The 17,321-nt window shown below is 75.7% G+C and carries 11 protein-coding genes; 10 read left to right on the forward strand and 1 reads right to left on the reverse strand.

Annotated features, from left to right (window positions below; all coding sequences use genetic code 11):
- Positions 1 to 9: 9 nt before the first annotated feature.
- Positions 10 to 1,473 (reverse strand): KamA family radical SAM protein, encoded by a 1,464-nt coding sequence (locus ACIQVI_RS01385; RefSeq protein ID WP_403589785.1) that lies wholly within the window; start codon positions 1,471 to 1,473, stop codon positions 10 to 12.
- Positions 1,474 to 1,663: 190 nt separating this feature from the next.
- Here ACIQVI_RS01385 and ACIQVI_RS01390 point away from each other — a divergent pair, with 190 nt between their 5' ends.
- The 10 genes from ACIQVI_RS01390 (at position 1,664) to ACIQVI_RS01435 (ending at position 17,285) form a co-directional block, all read left to right on the forward strand.
- Positions 1,664 to 1,996 carry a hypothetical protein gene (locus tag ACIQVI_RS01390; protein WP_403589787.1) on the forward strand — a complete coding sequence of 111 codons (333 nt, stop codon included), beginning with the start codon at positions 1,664 to 1,666 and terminating at the stop codon, positions 1,994 to 1,996.
- 46 nt (positions 1,997 to 2,042) lie between these two features.
- Positions 2,043 to 2,396, forward strand: a complete 354-nt coding sequence (locus ACIQVI_RS01395) for a hypothetical protein (protein WP_403589789.1) — start codon at positions 2,043 to 2,045, stop codon at positions 2,394 to 2,396.
- Between the two features lie 742 nt (positions 2,397 to 3,138).
- Positions 3,139 to 4,221 (forward strand): 2,3-diaminopropionate biosynthesis protein SbnA, encoded by a 1,083-nt coding sequence (gene sbnA, locus ACIQVI_RS01400; protein WP_403589791.1) that lies wholly within the window; start codon positions 3,139 to 3,141, stop codon positions 4,219 to 4,221.
- Positions 4,222 to 4,233: 12 nt separating this feature from the next.
- Positions 4,234 to 5,280 (forward strand): 2,3-diaminopropionate biosynthesis protein SbnB, encoded by a 1,047-nt coding sequence (gene sbnB, locus ACIQVI_RS01405; protein ID WP_389668981.1) that lies wholly within the window; start codon positions 4,234 to 4,236, stop codon positions 5,278 to 5,280.
- Between the two features lie 8 nt (positions 5,281 to 5,288).
- The gene (locus ACIQVI_RS01410; RefSeq protein WP_403589793.1) at positions 5,289 to 5,522 is read left to right on the forward strand and encodes an MbtH family protein; all 234 of its coding nucleotides are present in this window, start codon (positions 5,289 to 5,291) and stop codon (positions 5,520 to 5,522) included.
- A gap of 91 nt (positions 5,523 to 5,613) precedes the next feature.
- A complete protein-coding gene (locus tag ACIQVI_RS01415; RefSeq protein ID WP_403589795.1) occupies positions 5,614 to 7,995 on the forward strand; it encodes a M20/M25/M40 family metallo-hydrolase in 2,382 nt (793 codons plus the stop codon).
- A 9-nt stretch (positions 7,996 to 8,004) separates the two neighbouring features.
- Positions 8,005 to 9,873 (forward strand): ATP-binding cassette domain-containing protein, encoded by a 1,869-nt coding sequence (locus ACIQVI_RS01420; RefSeq protein WP_403589797.1) that lies wholly within the window; start codon positions 8,005 to 8,007, stop codon positions 9,871 to 9,873.
- Between the two features lie 34 nt (positions 9,874 to 9,907).
- Positions 9,908 to 15,199 carry an amino acid adenylation domain-containing protein gene (locus ACIQVI_RS01425; RefSeq protein ID WP_403589799.1) on the forward strand — a complete coding sequence of 1,764 codons (5,292 nt, stop codon included), beginning with the start codon at positions 9,908 to 9,910 and terminating at the stop codon, positions 15,197 to 15,199.
- On the forward strand, positions 15,196 to 15,987 hold the full coding sequence (locus tag ACIQVI_RS01430; protein WP_403589801.1) for a thioesterase II family protein: 792 nt from the start codon (positions 15,196 to 15,198) through the stop codon (positions 15,985 to 15,987). The genes ACIQVI_RS01425 and ACIQVI_RS01430 overlap by 4 nt, the downstream gene beginning before the upstream one ends.
- Complete coding sequence (locus ACIQVI_RS01435; RefSeq protein ID WP_403589803.1) at positions 15,984 to 17,285, forward strand: nuclear transport factor 2 family protein; 1,302 nt, start codon at positions 15,984 to 15,986, stop codon at positions 17,283 to 17,285. The genes ACIQVI_RS01430 and ACIQVI_RS01435 overlap by 4 nt, the downstream gene beginning before the upstream one ends.
- Positions 17,286 to 17,321: the final 36 nt, after the last annotated feature.

The following is a 17,321-nucleotide window of genomic DNA, read 5'->3' on the forward strand; positions in this document are numbered from 1 at the left end:
GAGGGGCCGTCAGGCGAAGGCCGCCAGCTCGTGGGACGCGGGCAGCGGGGCGGCCGGGAAGGCGCCGGGGGTGCCCGCCCGCTCCCGCCACCACGCGCGGCCCTCCTCCGGCAGGGTGTGGATCGGGTCGTAGTACACGTAGGAGCCGTCGCCGAGCTCGTCGGACGAGGTGTCGAGACGGGTGCGGTAGTTCTTGTCCCAGTGGCTGACGCCCAGGACCCGGTCGTATTCCGTGGTCTGGTGCACCCAGCGCTTCCCGACCAGCGGCACGTCGCAGACGATGCGCGGCGTGGCGAAGCCGGGGAGCCAGCCCAACATGCTCGTCTGCAGGCGCTGCGCCTCGTGCAGCGCGATCCGCCAGTGCTCGGCGTTGGGGATCATGTCGCACATGTAGAAGTAGTACGGGGTGACGCAGGCGTCGTCGGCCAGGGCGAAGCACAGGTCGAGCAGCGCCTCGGGGGAGTCGTTGACGCCGCGCAGCAGCACCCCCTGGTTCCGCACGTCCCGGAGCCCCGTGCCCAGCACGGCGCGGGCCGCCTCCGCGACGAGCGGGGTGACGGACTGCGCGGCGTTCGCGTGGGTGTGCAGCGCGAGGCTGACGCCACGGGCCCGCGCGGTCGTCGCGAGGCGCTCCAGGCCGGCGAGCACGTCCGCCGCCAGCCAGTGCTGGGGGAGGCCGATCAGCGCCTTCGAGGCCAGCCGGACGTCCCGTATGTTCTCCAGCTCCAGCAGCCGGGAGACGAAGGCCTCCAGGCGCGGCCACGGGACGTTGGCCACGTCGCCGCCCGACACGACGACGTCCCGGACCTGGGGCGACGACGACAGGTAGGCGAGCATCGCGTCCAGGCGGTCGGCCGGCTTGGCCGTGAACTTGAGCTTGGTGACCTGGGGCACGGAGTTGCCCACCAGGTCCATCCGCGTGCAGTGCCCGCAGTACTGCGGGCAGGTCGGCAGCAGCTCCGCGAGCACCTTCGTCGGATAGCGGTGCACCAGGCCCTCGGTGATCCACATGTCCTGCTCGTGCAGGGAGTCGCGGGAGGCGAAGGGGTGGCTGCTCCAGCCGTCCAGCGCCGGATCGGTGCGGTCGCTCCGCAGCGGCAGCATGTAGCGGCGGACGGGGTCCAGGACGAAGGCCTCCGTCAGGCTGCCGGGTCCCCGGGGGACGGCGTCCGGCGCGATGGTGTTGAGCATCTGCGGGGGCAGCAGCAGCGACATCGTGGCCCACTCGGCCTGGTCGCCCGCCAGGTCCTCGTAGAACGCGTCGGACAGGGCGTCGCCGACGACCGCGCGGAGCTGGCGCACGTTGCGCACGCAGTGCACGCGCTGCCACTGGGGGTCGCGCCACTCGGCCGCGGTGACGTCCCGCCAGCCGGGGAAACGGCTCCAGTCGGGCTCCCGCAGCTCTTGTCTGCGGTACGCGTAGGGCTGCTCGTCCGGTCCGTGGGGGGCGCTTCGACCGACGGTCGCTGACATGTCCGGCACGTGCCATACCTCGCTTGGGGGGAATGATTCCTCAGACGGCTTTCGGGGTGGTGAGTTCCTCGATTGTCGACGCTTTTCGGTCATGATCGGCGTCGACGGGGTGGCCGTTGTCTGCCATGGCTCCAAACGGCCACGCGGACGCTCCGGAGCCCTTTCCGGAATTCCCCCTAGGGTGCGTTCCGTGTATGCCATCAAAGTGATCCTCCAGCCTCCCCCGGCTCCTCCCGGGCCGCCCGGGGAGGACGGTCTCGGCGGACTGGCCGCCCTGCTCTCCGCGCGCCCGGGCCGGGGCGTCGAACACGTCACCCTGCGGCGGCTGCCGTGGTTCGTGGTCGCGATGACCTTCGTGACCGCGCCGCACCTCCTGGCGGCGGAGGAGGTCGCCAGGGCCGCCTGGACGTGCTGGCTGGAGAGCGAAGTCCTGCGCTCCTGGCGGCTCGTGGAGTGCGCCGGGGACCTCCTCCTCGGCGTGGCCGCCGCCGGCGACGAGGAGGGGACGGTGTCCGGATGGTGACGCGGCCGGGCCGCCTGGCAGGGGGAGGACATGTCCTCCAGCGGCCATGCGGGACGTGCTGACACGGCGCCGGGGAGGGGTCAGGATCGAGACGTCGCCGAACGGGGCGCCGCCGGAACACTTCCGGCGGGCCGAAGACGGCACGACGAAACATTCGACGAAGACTTCCTGGGGGAATGACATGTCCGCACGTATCAAGAACTCCGTCCGCGTGGCCGTCGTCGCGGTTTCTCTGACGGTTTCCGGACTTTCTTTTTCGGCCACGGCGATCGCGGCTCCGGCCGGCCCGGCGAATTCCGTGAGCACGGCCGCGGCGGGGACTTCCGTGCCGGCCGAGAACCTCGCGGCGGTCCAGAAGGCCGGCACGGTCGACAGCCAGGACAACTGGGCCTGGGACTGACCGGAACCCGGACTCCCCCCGGACCCCGGATCCCTCCGGCTCCCGGCTCCCTTCTGGTCTTGGCTCCTTCCGGACCTCAGCTCCTTTCGGACCCTGGCTCCTTCTGAACCCCGGTTCCTTCCGGACCCCGGTTTCCTCCGGACCCCGGCCTTCCCCGGGTCCCGGACCTCTCCGAACTCCGGTTCTCGTTGGCCCCGGTCCGCTTCGGACCCCGGCGCCCGCGAGGTTCCCGAACTCCCTCCGTCCCCGGTCCCGGTCCCGGCCCCGACCCCCGTCTCCCGCGCCCGGAATCCGGCCCCTACCCCGGGGCCCGGCTCAGGTCTCGGACCTCCGGTCCGACCGTCCCGTGCCCGGCCGCGAGCCCTCATGGGCTTTCACGAGCCCTCGGGCTCCCCGGAAGGCTCCTTCCCCGCCCCGGAAGCGCGCCTTCGGGGCCCTGAGCGCCGCTCCTGACCCCCGTACCGCTTTCCCGCGTCCGGTCGCGCGGTCCGGCCACCCGTACTACCGGCCACCGGCCCCGCGATCCCGGGGCTCGGGGCCCCAAACCCGAGCCCCGGGGGCCGCCACCGCACCGTCCCGTACCGCACCGCGCCCCGGCCGGCCCCGCGTGAGGTCGCCGTGCGCGCCGCCGCCCCGAGGGCGACCCCCCTTTTCTCTCCCCTCCCCACCCGGGAGCGGCCGGACAGGCCGATCCGACGTCCCGCACGACCGGGACGGTTCCCACCGACAGGAATGGACTGACGTGAACCACACCCGGCCGTCCGGCACGGGCGGTGCCGATGTGCTCGCCGCACGGATCACGGCACTGCGCTCCGCGATGCCGCGGACCCCGCTGGTCCAGCTCGCCCACGAGAGCCTCGACCTCTTCGCCAAGCTGGAGTTCAGCAACCCGAACGGAAGCAGCAAGGACCGCTCGGCCTTCTGGATCCTCAAGCGGGCGATCGAGCGCGGCGACATCACCGTCGGCAGCACCGTCGTGGAGTCCTCGTCGGGGAACTTCGCCATCTCGCTCGCCTCCTTCTGCCGTTCCCTCGGCATCGACTTCGTGCCGGTGCTCGACCCGAACGTGAACGCCTCCACCGAGACGTACCTGCGGATGGTCTGCGCCCGCGTGGAGAAGGTCACCCGGCGGGACGCCAGCGGCGGCTACCTCACCACCCGGCTCGACCGGGTCCGCGAGCTCGTCGACCGGATCCCCGGCGCCTACTGGCCCAACCAGTACGCCAACGGCGACGCCGTCGACGCGCACCGCACCCTCACCGGCGGCGAACTCTGCGAGGAACTCCCGCACCTCGACCACCTCTTCGTCGGCGTCAGCACCGGCGGGACCGTCGCCGGCCTCTCCCGCCGCGTCAAGGAGACGTACCCCGGGGTCCGCGTGATCGCCGTGGACGCCGAGGGCTCGGCCATCTTCGGCCGCCCGCCCCGCGTGCGCCGTATCCCCGGGCTCGGCTCCAGCATGGTCCCGCCGCTCGTCGGCGAGGCCCTCATCGACGACGTCGTCATCGTGCCCGAGGCGGAGGCGGCCGACGGCTGCCACCGGCTGCTGCGCCACCACGGCCTGTACTGCGGCGGCTCCACCGGCAGCGTGTACGCCGCCATCGGCCGCTACTTCGAGGCGCGCCCTCCCGTCCGGCGCCCCACCGTCGCCTTCCTCTGTGCCGACCGGGGCCAGGCGTACGCCGACACGATCTACGACCCCGCCTGGACGGCCGAGCACCTGGGCGTGAGCCCCGCGCCCGTCCCCGCGCCCCCGACCGACCCGCCCCTACCCACCGGCGCCGCCGCCGCGACCGCCGACGACCTCGCCGCCCTCAGCGGCTGAAAGGAAGCTCCCGTGACCCACCCCGCGCCCCCCGCGGCGGACGCCCCGCTGCCCACCCTGACCGTGCTCGGCGCGCCCGACGTCCTGCGCCGGATCGAAGGCCGGCGGGAGGAGTGCGTGGACGCCGTGCGCCGCGCCTACCTCGCCCACGACGCGGGCGAGAGCGCCAACCCGCACAGCGCCTTCCTCCGCTTCCCGGACCGTCCCTCCTCCCGGATCATCTCCCTGCCCGCCTACCTCGGCGGCGAGACGGAGACCGCCGGCATCAAGTGGATCGCCAGCTTCCCCGAGAACACCCGGCACGGCCTCGCCCGCGCCTCCGCGATCCTGCTGCTCAACGACATCGAGACCGGCTACCCGTACGCCTGCGTCGAGTCCTCGATCATCTCCGCCACCCGCACCGCCGCCTCGGCCGTCCTCGGCGCCGAGACGCTCATCGGCTCCCGCACGGCCGGCACGATCGGCATCGTCGGCAGCGGCCTCATCGCCGGCCACGTCACCCGCTTCCTCACCGACCTGGACTGGAAGGCCGACGGCTACCGGGTCTTCGACCTCCGGCGGGAGAACGCCGAGCGCTTCGCCGCCGGGCTCGCCGAGCACGCCCCCGAGGGCACCGACATCCGGGCCGTCGACACCGTGGAGGAGGCCTTCCGCGACTGCGACCTGGTCGTCCTCACCACCGTCGCGGGCGAGCCCCACCTGCACGACCCCGCGCTCCTCGCCCACAACCCCGTCGTGCTGCACCTCTCGCTGCGCGACCTCGCCCCCGAACTCGTCCTGGCGTCCCAGAACTTCACGGACGACGTCGACCACGCGGTGCGCGAGCGCACCTCCCTCCATCTGACCGAACAGCGGGTCGGTCACCGCGACTTCATCGACGGCACCCTCGCCGACCTGCTCCGCGGCCGCGTCGCGCGCGACCCCGGCCGGCCCGCCGTCTTCTCCCCCTTCGGCCTCGGCGTGCTCGACCTCGCGATCGGCCGCTGGGCGTACGAGGGCGCCGTCGCCGACGGCGCCGGAACCACCGTGTCCGACTTCTTCCAGAACGCAGCGAGGTGACGGCCCCCATGACCGAAACGCAGACCGAAACGCAGACCGAAGAGCTCTACCACGTCGTCCGCAACGACGAGGAGCAGTACTCCCTCTGGGCCGCGGACCGCCCGCTGCCCGCCGGCTGGCACGAGGCCGGGCACACCGGCACCAGGGAGAGCTGCCTCGCGCACATCGGCGAGGTGTGGACCGACATGCGTCCGCGCAGCGTCCGCGAGCGCCACGAGGAAGCCGCCCCGGCCACCCCGTGACCCGCCACCGCCCGTAACCCCCCACCCCCGCCCCCCCACAGCCCGGCCGCCGACCGGCGGCCGGGAACAGCACAGCGAAGGAGACCGCCCCGTGGGCGCCCCGACAACGACACCGGACACCGCGCCGAGCGGAACCGCCGCGCCGGCCGTCGCGGCGCCCCCCGGCCGGCGGTCGCCCCTCCGGTGGGTCCCGATCCTCCGGTGGGTCCCGCTCCTCGTCCCCGCCCTCCTGGCGGTGCTGGCCGTCCTCGCCGTGGCACCGCCGGACCCCCTGCCCCGCGACGCGGACCCGGCCCGCTTCTCCGCCGGCCGCGCCGAGGCCGACCTGCGGGTCGTCGCCGCCGCGCCCCACCCGCTCGGCAGCCCCCGTCAGGCGGAGGTCCGCCGCCACCTGGTCTCCCGGCTCGAAGCCCTGGGCGCCGAGGTCGCCGTGGAGACCGACCGGGTCACCACCCGGGCCTGGGGCAGCCCGTACCCGGTCGCCACCGTGCACAACATCGTGGCCACCCTGCCGGGCCGCGCCCCGGCGAAGGACGGCGCGCTGCTCGTCGTGGCGCACTACGACTCCGCGCCCGGCGCGCCCGGAGCCGCCGACGACGGCGCCGCCGTCGCCGCCGTGCTCGAATCCCTGCGCGCCCTCGGCACCGGCGAACGGCCCGCCCGCGACGTGGTGTTCCTCCTCACCGACGGCGAGGAGCTCGGCGCCCTCGGCGCCCGCTCCCACGTCCGGCGCCACGGCGTCGACGAGGTGGCCGCCGTCCTCAACTGGGAGGCGCGCGGCAGCTCGGGACCCTCCCTGATGTTCGAGGCGGGCGACGGCAACGCCCGGCTCGTCCGGGCCCTGGCCGGGACGGGAACGGCGACCTTCGCCAACTCCCTCTCGTACGAGGTCTACCGGCACATGCCCAACGGCAGCGACTTCACCGCCTTCCGGGACGCGGGCGCCACCGGCCTCAACTTCGCCTTCATCGAGGGCTTCCACGACTACCACGCCGCCTCCGACAGCGTGGAGCGGCTCGACCGCGGCAGCCTCCAGCACCACGGCGACACCATGCTCGCGCTGATCCGGCAGCTCGCGAACGACCCCGGGGCCCTGCGCGCCGACGGCACCGCCGTCTACTTCGACCTCTTCGGCCGCCTCCTCGTCACCTACCCGACCGGCCCGGCCGCCGCCGGGGCCGCCGGGACCGTGCTCGCCCTGGCCGTCCTGCTCGTCCTCGGCGCCCGGCGCGGCGCCCTGCGCCCCCTGCGCGCGGCGGCCGCCGCCGGAGCCGCCCTCCTCCTGACGGCGACGGCCGCCCTGACCGTCACCGCCCTGTGGCGGGCGGCGCTCGCCCTGAGCCCGGAGACCGGCGCCCTGCCGCTCCAGGAGCCGTACGCCCGCGGCGGATACGTCGCCGCCATGGCCCTCGCGGTCCTCGTCCTCGCGGCGACGGCGGCACGGCTCGCCCGGGGCCGGCTGCGCCCGGCCGAGTGGCTCGCCGGCACGGCGGCCGTCTGGGCGGTCCTGCTCGTCGCCGTCACGGTCCTCGCCCCGGGCGTCGGCTACCTCTTCCAGTGGCCGCTGCTCGCCGTGCTGCCCGCCCTCCTGCTCGCCGCCCCGCCCGGCCGGCCCGCCCGGCCCGGCACCGCCGCCCTGTGCCTCACCGCGCCGCTCGCCGTCGCCGCCGTGCTCTACGCCCCGCTGGCGGACATGCTGCTCACCGCCCTCGGACTGCCGCTCGCCGCCGTCGCCTTCGCGGTCGTGACCCTCGGCGCGCTCCCGCTGCTCGCCCTGTCCGGCGCCGTCCCGCGCGCCCGGATCACGCTCCCCGTCGCGGCGGGAACCGCCTGCGCGCTGCTCGTGGCGACGGCGCTGCCGTACGACTACGCCCGCGAACGGCCGCGCCCCGACGCCCTGGTGTACGTGCACGACACCGCCGAGCGGCGGACCCTGTGGGTGTCGCCCGACCCCGAACCGGACGCCTGGACCTCCGGCGTCCTCGGCGACCGGCCCCGCAGGGCCCCCGTCGACCACTACTTCCCCTTCGAGCCGGAGGCGCTGACCGCCGACGCGCCCGCGCTCCCCGTGCCCGCCCCCCGGATCGTGGCGACCGGCCAGCGGACCGCCGCGGGCCGCCGCACCGTCGACGTGCGGGTCAGCACCGCCCGCGACGCCTGGATGCTCCAGGTCCGGCTGGAGAAGGCCGCCGTGACCGAGTGCCGCGTCAACGGCGAGCGGCTGGTCCCGGAGGACCTGCCGGAGGAGGACGGCCCGTACCTCGTCGTCCAGTGGTGGGGCACGGACTCGGCGGAGTTCAGCTGCGACACCGTCGCCGGCCGGAAGCTGCGCGTCGACGCGCTCGACCTGACCGACGGACTGCCCCGGGAGGTGCTGGCCCTCACCGGACCGCGCCCCGGCGGCGTGGCGGCCGCCCCGTTCGGATTCGCACCCACCGACGCCGTGGTGGCCCGCGGCGTCACGACCCTGTGAGGAGGAGCCGTGTCCGGGGAAGCTCGCGATGCCGCCATCCACATCCACGACGTGACCCGGGAGTACACCGGACGTGACGGAAAGAGCGTGCGCGCGAACGACGGCGTCACCCTGACCGTGCCGCGCGGCCAGGTCCTCGGCCTCCTCGGTCCGAACGGCGCCGGGAAGACCACGCTCGTCTCCCAGCTGCTCGGCCTGACCCTGCCCACCTCGGGCACCCTGCGGGTCGAGGGCCTCGACCCGGCCCGCGATCCCGACGCGGTCAAGCGCATCACCGGGTTCCTGCCGCAGGCCGGACTCCCCATGCGCCGCGTGGAGGTGCGCCGCGCCCTGTACTTCACCGGCCGGCTGCGCGGCCAGAGCGACCGCGACGCCCGGCTCCAGACCCGGGAGGTCATCGAGGAGTTCGGCCTCGGCGACCGGGCGGACCGGTACGTCGACCGGCTCAGCGGCGGCTCGATGCGGCTCGTCAACATCGGCATGGCGCTCATGGGCCGGCCGAAGGTCCTCGTCCTCGACGAGCCGACCAACGAACTCGACCCGCGCAACCGGCGGGTGATCTGGGACGCCGTCGCCCGGCGCAACACCGAGGACGGCACCACGGTGCTGCTCGTCACCCACAACGTCCTGGAGGCGGAGTCCGCCGTGCACCGGGTCGCCGTGATGAACGCCGGCCGGGTCGTGGCGAACGGCACGCCGGGCGAGCTGAAGCGGCTCGTCGGCGACCGCACCAGGCTCGAACTGCTCGTACGGGACTCCGCGCCGCTCACCGAGGCGGAGACGCGGGAGCTGGCCGCCGTCGGCGAGGTCTCCGCCACGGGCGACGAGGGCGGATACGTGATCCGGACCGAGGCCGAGCGGGTGCCCGTCCTCATCGAGCGGCTGGTGAGCTCGGTCGGCATGGCCCGCGTCGAGGACTTCCGGCTCGCCCGGCCGTCGCTGGAGGACGTCTACCTGGCCCTGGACGGCAAGGAACCGGCCCCGGCCGGGGCCCCGGCACCGGAGACCGCCTCCGTCGCCGGAACCGCTCCCGCCGCCGGGACCGCCGTCGCCGTCCCGGAGGCCGCGCCGCCCGCCCCCGAAGGGGCGCCGCCCGCCGTCCGGCCCGCCCGGCGGACCCTGCGGGAGCGGGCGCGACGGACCGGCGTGGAGTTCGCGTACCTCTGGCTGGAACAGATGCTGGAGGTCCGGACCACCTGGCCGTGGACGCTGATGTTCGGCTTCCTCATGCCGCTCGCCATGGTCTTCGGACTCTCGCGCATCGGCACGGCCCCCGCCGGACCGGAGAACATGCTCTTCATCACCAGCGGCGCCGCCGTCTTCGCCCTGGCCACCGAGGGCATCGCCACCCTGGCCCAGCGGATCGGGCACCTCAAGAGCCAGGGCCAGATGCTGTACTACGCCTCCCTGCCCATCGGCAAGGCGTCCTTCGTGGCCGCCCTCGTCTGCGCCCGGCTCGTCCTGGTCGCCCCCGGCCTCCTCACGCCCGTCCTGGCGGCCAAGTACCTCTTCGGCGCGGACGTCGTCCTGTCGCCGGTCCTGCTCCTCGTCCTGCCGCTGGCGGCGCTCGCCCTGGCCGCGCTCGGCCTGACCATCGGCTCGCTCATCGACGACGTCGAACTGACCGTCGTCGTCACCAACCTGCTCGTCTTCGTCCTCCTGCTGGCGTCCCCCGTCCTGATGCCGCCGGAGTCCCTCCCGGCGCCGCTGCGCCTGATCGGCGTGCTGCTGCCGCCGACGTACGCCGCCGACGGCCTGCGCCTCAGCCTGGCCGGCGACCTCGGCACCGACCTCCTCGTCGACCTTCTCGTCCTGACCGCGATGGCGGCGGCCGGCCTGGCGGCCGCCGCCCGCTGGCTGCGCTGGCGCACCGCCTGAGCCCCGCGCACCGCCGACCCCTAGGAGACTTCCCGTGGCCCTTCACCCCCCTGCCCCGGCGGGCACGTTCACCGACCTCGTCCGCGAGCGGGCGGCCGCCGACCCCGACCGCACCGCCTTCTCCTTCGTGCACCGCCACGGCGGCGACCGCGACCGGCTCTCCCGCGCCGGACTCGACGCCAGGGCCCGCTCGATCGCCGCCCACCTCCAGGAGCGCGGCCTCACCGGCGAGCGGGTGCTCGTCCTGCTCAGCCCCGGCCTCGACTACATCGCCGCGTTCCTCGGCTGCCTCTACGCCGGCGCCACCGCCGTCCCGCTCTACCCGCCGCCGCGCGTCCGGCACTCCGCCCGCCACGCGGCCGTGCTCGCCGACGCCGGAGCGGCCGCCGTCCTGGCCGACGAGGACGGCGCCTCCATCGCGCCCTACCTGACCGGCGACGCCGCCGCGCGGCTGATCTCCCCGACCGACCCGATGCCCGACCCCGACGCCTGGCGCCGCCCCGAGATCGACGGCGACACCCTCGCCTTCCTCCAGTACACCTCCGGCTCCACCGGATCGCCCAAGGGCGTGATGGTCACCCACGGCAACCTGCTCGCGAACTCCCGGGAGATCCAGCGGACCTTCGGCAGCGGCCCGCACAGCCACGCCGTGAGCTGGCTCCCCCCGTACCACGACATGGGCCTGATCGGCGGCATCCTGCAGCCGCTCTACGCCGGCTTCGGCGCCACCCTGATGTCCCCGTTCTCCTTCGTGACCAGCCCCCGGATGTGGCTGGAGCTGATCTCGCGGGAGGGCGCCCGGGTCAGCGGCGGCCCCAACTTCGCGTACGACCTGTGCGTCGACCGGCTCTCGGACGAGGACCTGGAGGGGCTCGACCTGTCCCGCTGGGAGGTCGCCTTCAACGGCGCGGAGCCCCTGCGGGCCGAGACGCTCGACCGGTTCGCCGCGAAGATGGCGCCCACCGGCTTCCGCAAGGAGGCCTTCTTCCCCTGCTACGGGCTCGCCGAGGCGACCCTGCTGGTCTCCGGCCGCTCCTTCAGCGACGCCCGCCCGGTCGCCTTCGACGCCGACAGCCTGGCGCCCGGCCGGGTGCCCGCGCCCCGTGACGGCGGCACCGAGGTCGTGAGCTGCGGCCCGCCGTCCGACGGCGTGTCCGTGGCGGTCGTCGACCCCGGCAGCGGGGCCCCCTGCGCCCAGGGCGAGGTCGGGGAGATCGTCGTCGGCGGCGAGGGCGTCGCCGCCGGCTACTGGAACCGGCCCGACGCCACCGCCGCCACCTTCCGGGCCGCCACCCCCGGCGCCCCCGGCCTGCGCACCGGCGACCTGGGCTTCCTGTACGGCGGCGACCTCCACGTCGTCGGCCGCAGCAAGGACCTGATCGTCGTCCGGGGCCGCAACCACTACCCCTCCGACCTGGAGCACACGGCCGCCGAGTCCCACCCCCTGGTCCGCCGGGGCGGCGCCGCGTTCGCCCGCGCCGGGGCGCACGGCGAGGAGGCCGTCCTCGTCCTGGAGGTCTCCCGGCCCAAGGCGGGCGAGGAGTACGCCGACGTGGTCGCCGCCGTCCTCGCGGCGCTCGGACGCGAACACGGGCTCACCCCCGGCGCGGTCGTCCTGGTCCGGCCGGGCGGCGTGCCCCGCACCTCCAGCGGCAAGGTCCAGCGGTCGCACTGCCGCGAACTGCTCGCCTCCGACGGCCTCAAGACCGTGCACCACTGGGAGGACGGCCGTCAGGACCCGGCCGGCGGGACGGAGCCGGAGCGGGACGAGGACGTACGCGCCGTGGTCCTGCGCCTGGCGTCCGACCGGCTCGGCCGGCCCGTCGACCCGGCCGCGGCCCTCGTCGGCCAGGGCATGGACTCCCTCGCCGCCCTGCGGTTCAAGGCGGCCGTGACCGAGGAGCTCGGCGTCGAACTCCCCCTGGAGGCCCTGCTCGACGGATCGAGCGCGGACGACGTCGTACGGCTCCTGGAGCGGGAGGGGACCGGCGTCCCGGCGGCCCCGCGCGCGGACGCCCCGGAGGAGGCCGGGGACCCCGGCGCCCCGCTTCCCCTCACCAGCGGCCAGCGCGCCCTGTGGTACCTGGAGCGCCAGGACCCCGGCGCCGCCCCCCACATCGCCGTCGCCCTCCGGCTGCGCACGCCCCTCGCGGAGCGGACGCTGCGCCGGGCCCTGGACACCCTGGTCGAGCGCCACCCCGCGCTGCGGACCGCCTTCGGCTCGGCGGACGGCCTGCCGTTCCAGCGGGTCACGGCGGACACCACCGCCGACCTCGCGGTGGTCGACGCGGCGGACCTGGACGCCGACGCCCTGCGCGAGCGGGCCGCCCGCGAGATCGACGCCACCGCCTTCGACCTCACCGGGGGACGGCTCCTGCGGGCCCTGCTCCTCACCCACCCCGACGGGGACGTGCTCTGCCTGGTCGTCCACCACATCGCCGCCGACATGTGGTCCCTCACCCTCCTCGCCGAGGAACTGAGCACGCTGTGCGCGCCCGGCGCCGACCCCCTGCCCGCGCCCCGCCACGAGCACGCCGCCCTGATGCGCCGCCACGCCGCGACCGCCGAACGCCGGGGCGAGGAGCTGTGGGAGCACTGGCGGGACGCCCTGGAGGGCTGCGACCCCGTCCTCGAACTCCCCGCCGACCGGCCCCGCCCGGCCCGCCAGTCGTACGAGGGCGGCTCCGTCCCCTTCGCCCTGGACGGACCGGCCGTCACGGCCCTGCGCGCGCTCGCCGCCCGCGAGGGCACCACCCTCTTCACCGTGCTGCTCGGCGTCTTCCAGTCGCTCGTGCACCGCTACACCGGCCGCGAGGACTTCCTCGTCGGCGTGCCGACCGCGGGACGGACCGACCCGGCCACCCACGGCACCGTCGGCTACTTCGTCAACCCGGTCCTGATCCGCTCGCGGGTCGCCGCCGGCCGCGACTTCCTCGGCCAGGTCCGCGCGGCCAAGGAGGCCGTCGGCGACGCCCTGCGCCACCAGGACATGCCCTTCCCCGCGCTGGTCGAGCGGCTGCGGCTGACCCGGGACGCCTCGCGCGCCCCCGGCTACCAGGTCCTCTTCACCCTCACCACCCCCCACCAGGGCAAGGACTCCGGCCTCGGCGCGCTCCAGACCGGCCGCGGCGGCGCCGCCGTCCGCCTCGGCGGCCTCGACGCGGAGTCGCTGCCGCTGACCCACCGCACGACCCTCGTCGACCTGAACATGGTCCTCACCGAGACCGCGGACGGCGTCGAGGGAATGATCGACTACGCCCGCGCCCTCTTCGACCGGGAGACCGTCGAGCGGCTCGCCGGCCACTTCCGCGCCCTGACCGAGGCCTTCGCGGCGGACCCCGGCACCCCGATCGGCGAAGCGGCCCTGCTGTCGCAGGACGAGCTCGGGCAGCTGGAGCGGTGGAACGCCACCGGCTCCCCGTACCCCCGCGATCTGTCCCTCGGCGCCCTCTTCGCCCGGCAGGCCGCACGGACCCCGGACGCCCCCGCCCTCCAGCACGGCGGGACCCGCCTCACCTACCGTCAGCTCGACCGGGCGGCGGACCTGCTCGCCGACCGGCTGCGCGCCCTGGGCGTCGGGACCGGCCACCGGGTCGCCCTGCACATGGACCGCCACCCCGGCGTCGTCCTCGCCGCCCTCGCCGTCGTCAGGACCGGCGCGGCCTACGTGCCGCTCGACCCCGCCCACCCCCTGCCGCGCCGCCGCCAGGTCCTCGCCGAGGCCGCCGTCTCGGCCGTCCTGACGGCCTCGGGGGAGGACCCCTTCGCGGACGACCCCGCCGAGGGGGCGCCCTCCGGGGAAGGGACCCGCGCCGCGACCGGCACGCCCGGCGTGCCCGTCCTCGGCGTCGCCGCCCTGCTCGACCCGGCGGCCGCCCCCGCCGGCGGGACCCCGCCGGAGGACCGCCCCGCCGACCCCGCGGGCCCGGACGACCTGGCGTACGTGATGTACACCTCCGGCTCCACGGGCGTCCCCAAGGGCATCGGCGTCACCCACCGCAACGTCGCCCGCCTCGTCCTCGGCACCCGCTACGCCACCTTCGCCGAGGGCGACCGGATCGCCCAGCTCTCCAACGCCGCCTTCGACGCGGCCACGTTCGAGATCTGGGGCGCCCTCCTCAACGGCGGCACCCTCGTCGGCCTCGACCGCGACAGCGTGCTCACCCCCGACCGGCTCGCCCGGGAACTGCGGGACGGACGCGTCGACACCGCCGTCGTCACCACCTCCCTGTTCAACCAGCTCGCCGCGTACGACCCCGGGATCTTCGCCCCGCTGCGCCAGCTGGTCGTCGGCGGCGACGTCCTCGACGCCGGGGCCGCCGCCCGCGTCCTCGCCCTCGACGGCGGACCCCGGCTCGTCAACGGCTACGGCCCCACCGAGTCCACCACCTTCGCGACCGCCCACACCGTCGGAACCGGCCCGGCGGACGGGCGGCGGGTCCCGATCGGCCGGCCCATCGAGAACACCACGGTCCACGTCCTCGACGCCCGTCTGACCCCGTGCCCCGTGGGCGTCCCCGGCACGATCCACATCGGCGGCGACGGCCTCGGTCGCGGCTACCTCGGACGCCCGGAACTGACCGCGGAGCGCTTCCTCCCCGACCCGTTCGCGAGCACCCCCGGGTCCCGGATGTACGACACCGGCGACCTCGGCCGCCGACTGCCCGACGGCTCGGTCGACTTCCTCGGCCGCGCCGACTTCCAGGTCAAGATCCGGGGCTTCCGCATCGAACCGGGCGACGTCGACGCCGCCCTGCTCCGCCACCCCCGCGTGGGCGAGTCCCTCACCGTCGTCCACGGGGAGGCCGCCGACAAGCGGCTCGTGTGCTACTACGCGGGCGACGCCGCCCCCGGCCCCGACGAGGCGGCCGCCCACCTCCGGGAACTGCTGCCGGACTACCTGGTGCCCGCCGCGTTCGTCCCGATGGACCGGCTGCCGCTCACCGGCAACGGCAAGGTCGACCGGGCCGCGCTCCCCGCACCGCGCCCGAACCCCGCCGCGCCGGCCGTGTCCGAGCCGCCGCGCACCCCGCTGGAGCGGGAGGTCGCCGCCCTCTTCGCCGAACTCCTCGGCGGCGGGGAGGTCGGGGCCACCGACGACTTCTTCCTCCTCGGCGGCCACTCCCTCCTCGCCATGCAGCTCCTGGTCCGGGTCCGCGAGCGGTACGGCGTCGACCTGCCCATCGCCGACCTCTTCGCCGACCCGACGGTCCGGGCCGTCGCCGCGCACCTCGCCCGGCGGGCCGCCGCCCCGGCCCCGGCCGTCCAGGGTCCCGCGCGCCTCGCCCGCCGCGCGTACGTGCCCGGAAGCGCGGTGACCCGGTGACCCCGCACCCCGCCGCGTCCGCGCCGTCGCCCTGGTTCCCGCTGCCGCCGGAGCCCGCCGCCGACCCCGGGACCGTGCTCTTCTGCCTGCCCCACGCCGGGGCCGGCGCCTCCGCCTACCGCCGCTGGCCCGCCCTCCTCGCGGACGTCGCCGAGGTCGTGCCCGTCCAGCTCCCGGGCCGCGAGAGTCGGTTCGGCGAACCCCGGTGCACCCGGACGGCCCAGGTCGTCGACGCCCTCGCCGACCACGTCCTGGACCGGGCGGCCCGCCATCCGCGCCTCGCCGTCTTCGGACACAGCATGGGGGCGCTGCTCGCCCACGAGCTGGCCCACGCCCTGGCCGACCGGGGGCGGGCCCCGGACCACCTGTTCGTCTCCGGGTACCGGGCCCCCTCGCTGCCACGCCCCTCCGAGGACGTGCACCGGCTGCCCCGGGAGGAGCTGATCGCCCACCTGGGGCGGATGGAGGGTACCCACCCGGAGGTCCTCGCCCACCCGGAGCTGCTCGACCTCCTGCTCCCGGTGCTCCGGGCCGACTACGAGCTCTGCGAGACCCACCGCCACACCCCCCGGCCGCCGCTCTCCGTGCCGGTCACCGCGCTCGGCGGCGACGCCGACCCCGGCGTGGCGCCCGCGCACCTGGCGGCGTGGGCGGAGCTGACCACGGGACCGTTCCGCCACCACCTCCTGCCCGGCGGCCACTTCTACCTGCACGACCGGCTGCCCGACGTCCTGGCCCTCCTCGCCGACGGCCTCCGGGCCCTCCCGGCGGCCCGGAGGGCGGCGTGAACCCCACCGCGCTGAACATCACCGCGCTCAACCCCACCGCGCTCAACCCCACCACCACGCTGGGCCCCACCGCGCCGAACACCAGCACGCTCGGCACCGCCGCCGCGGCCGAGGCCGTCGGCCTGCACGTCGCCTCCCTCGCCCCCCGGGGCGCCGCCGTGGCGGCCCTGGGCGGCGACTTCGGCCCGCTGCCGCCGCTCCACCCCGAGGAGGAGGACGTCGTGCGGACGGCCGTGGCCGACCGCCGGCGGGAGTTCGCCGTGGGCCGCCACAGCGCCCGGATCGCGCTCGGCGGCCTCGGGTTCGCGCCCCCGGTGATCCGCCGGGGGCCGGGAGGCGCGCCCGTCTGGCCGCCGGGCGTGGTCGGCAGCATCACGCACGCCGGGGGCGTGTGCGCGGCCGCCGTCGCCCCGGCGGCCGACGTCGCCGGGCTCGGCATCGACATCGAGCCGGCGGAACCGCTGCCGGACGAGGTGCTGACGCTGGTGTGCACCCCGGGGGAGCGCCACCAGCTCCCGCCAGGGCCCGCGGCGCCGCTCTTCGCGAAGGTCGTGTTCAGCGCGAAGGAGAGCGTCTACAAGGTGCTCTCCCCGATCACCGGCCGCTTCTGGGACTTCCACGACGTGGAGCTGGCCCTCGACCTGCCCGGCGGCGGATTCCGGCTGGACCGGGGCCCGTTCCCGGTCCACGGCCGCTTCCGCGTCGCGGACGGCTTCGTGATCACGGTCGCCCGCCCGGAGCGGCCCCGCGCCCTGACCACCGGCGGCACCCTGCCCGCCGTACTCACGCCCGTACCCGTATCCGTATCCGCTCCCGTGTCCCCGTCCGTCCCGGTCCGCGCCGTCCCGGGCCCGGGCCCGGGCCCCGTCCCCGCGTCCGCCCGTACCGCCGCAGGATCCGCTCCCGAAGGGACCTCACCGCAGATGACCGTCGCCCGGCACCTCTCCGCGGACGTCGAGAAGGTCCGCGCCTACTACCGGCTCGTGGACGCGGGGGACGTCGAGGGCCTGCTCGCCCTGTTCGCCCCGGACGCCGTCTACCACCGCCCCGGCTACGAGCCGCTGACCGGGCGGGCGGAGCTGGGCCGCTTCTACCGCGAGGAGCGGGTCGTCGCCCGGGGCCGGCACACCCTCACCTCGGTCACCGCCGCGGGCGGCGCCGTCGCCGTCCAGGGCGGCTTCCGGGGCGAACTGCGCGACGGCGGCACGGTCGCGCTCCGGTACGCCGACTTCTTCGCCCTCTCGCCCGAGGGCCTCTTCACCCGCCGCGACACGTACTTCTTCGCCCCCCTCGTCTGACGGTCCCGGCCCCGAACGGCCGCCCCGCCCACCCTC

Source organism: Streptomyces sp. NPDC098101, from assembly GCF_044760185.1.
Taxonomy (GTDB): domain Bacteria; phylum Actinomycetota; class Actinomycetes; order Streptomycetales; family Streptomycetaceae; genus Streptomyces.

What these genes read in the sequence shown, in the direction of transcription:
- ACIQVI_RS01385 (WP_403589785.1), bottom strand. Translation starts at nt 1,473, where the DNA reads ATGTCAGCGACCGTCGGTCGAAGCGCCCCCCACGGACCGGACGAGCAG.
- ACIQVI_RS01395 (WP_403589789.1), top strand. Translation starts at nt 2,043, where the DNA reads ATGCGGGACGTGCTGACACGGCGCCGGGGAGGGGTCAGGATCGAGACG.
- ACIQVI_RS01410 (WP_403589793.1), top strand. Translation starts at nt 5,289, where the DNA reads ATGACCGAAACGCAGACCGAAACGCAGACCGAAGAGCTCTACCACGTC.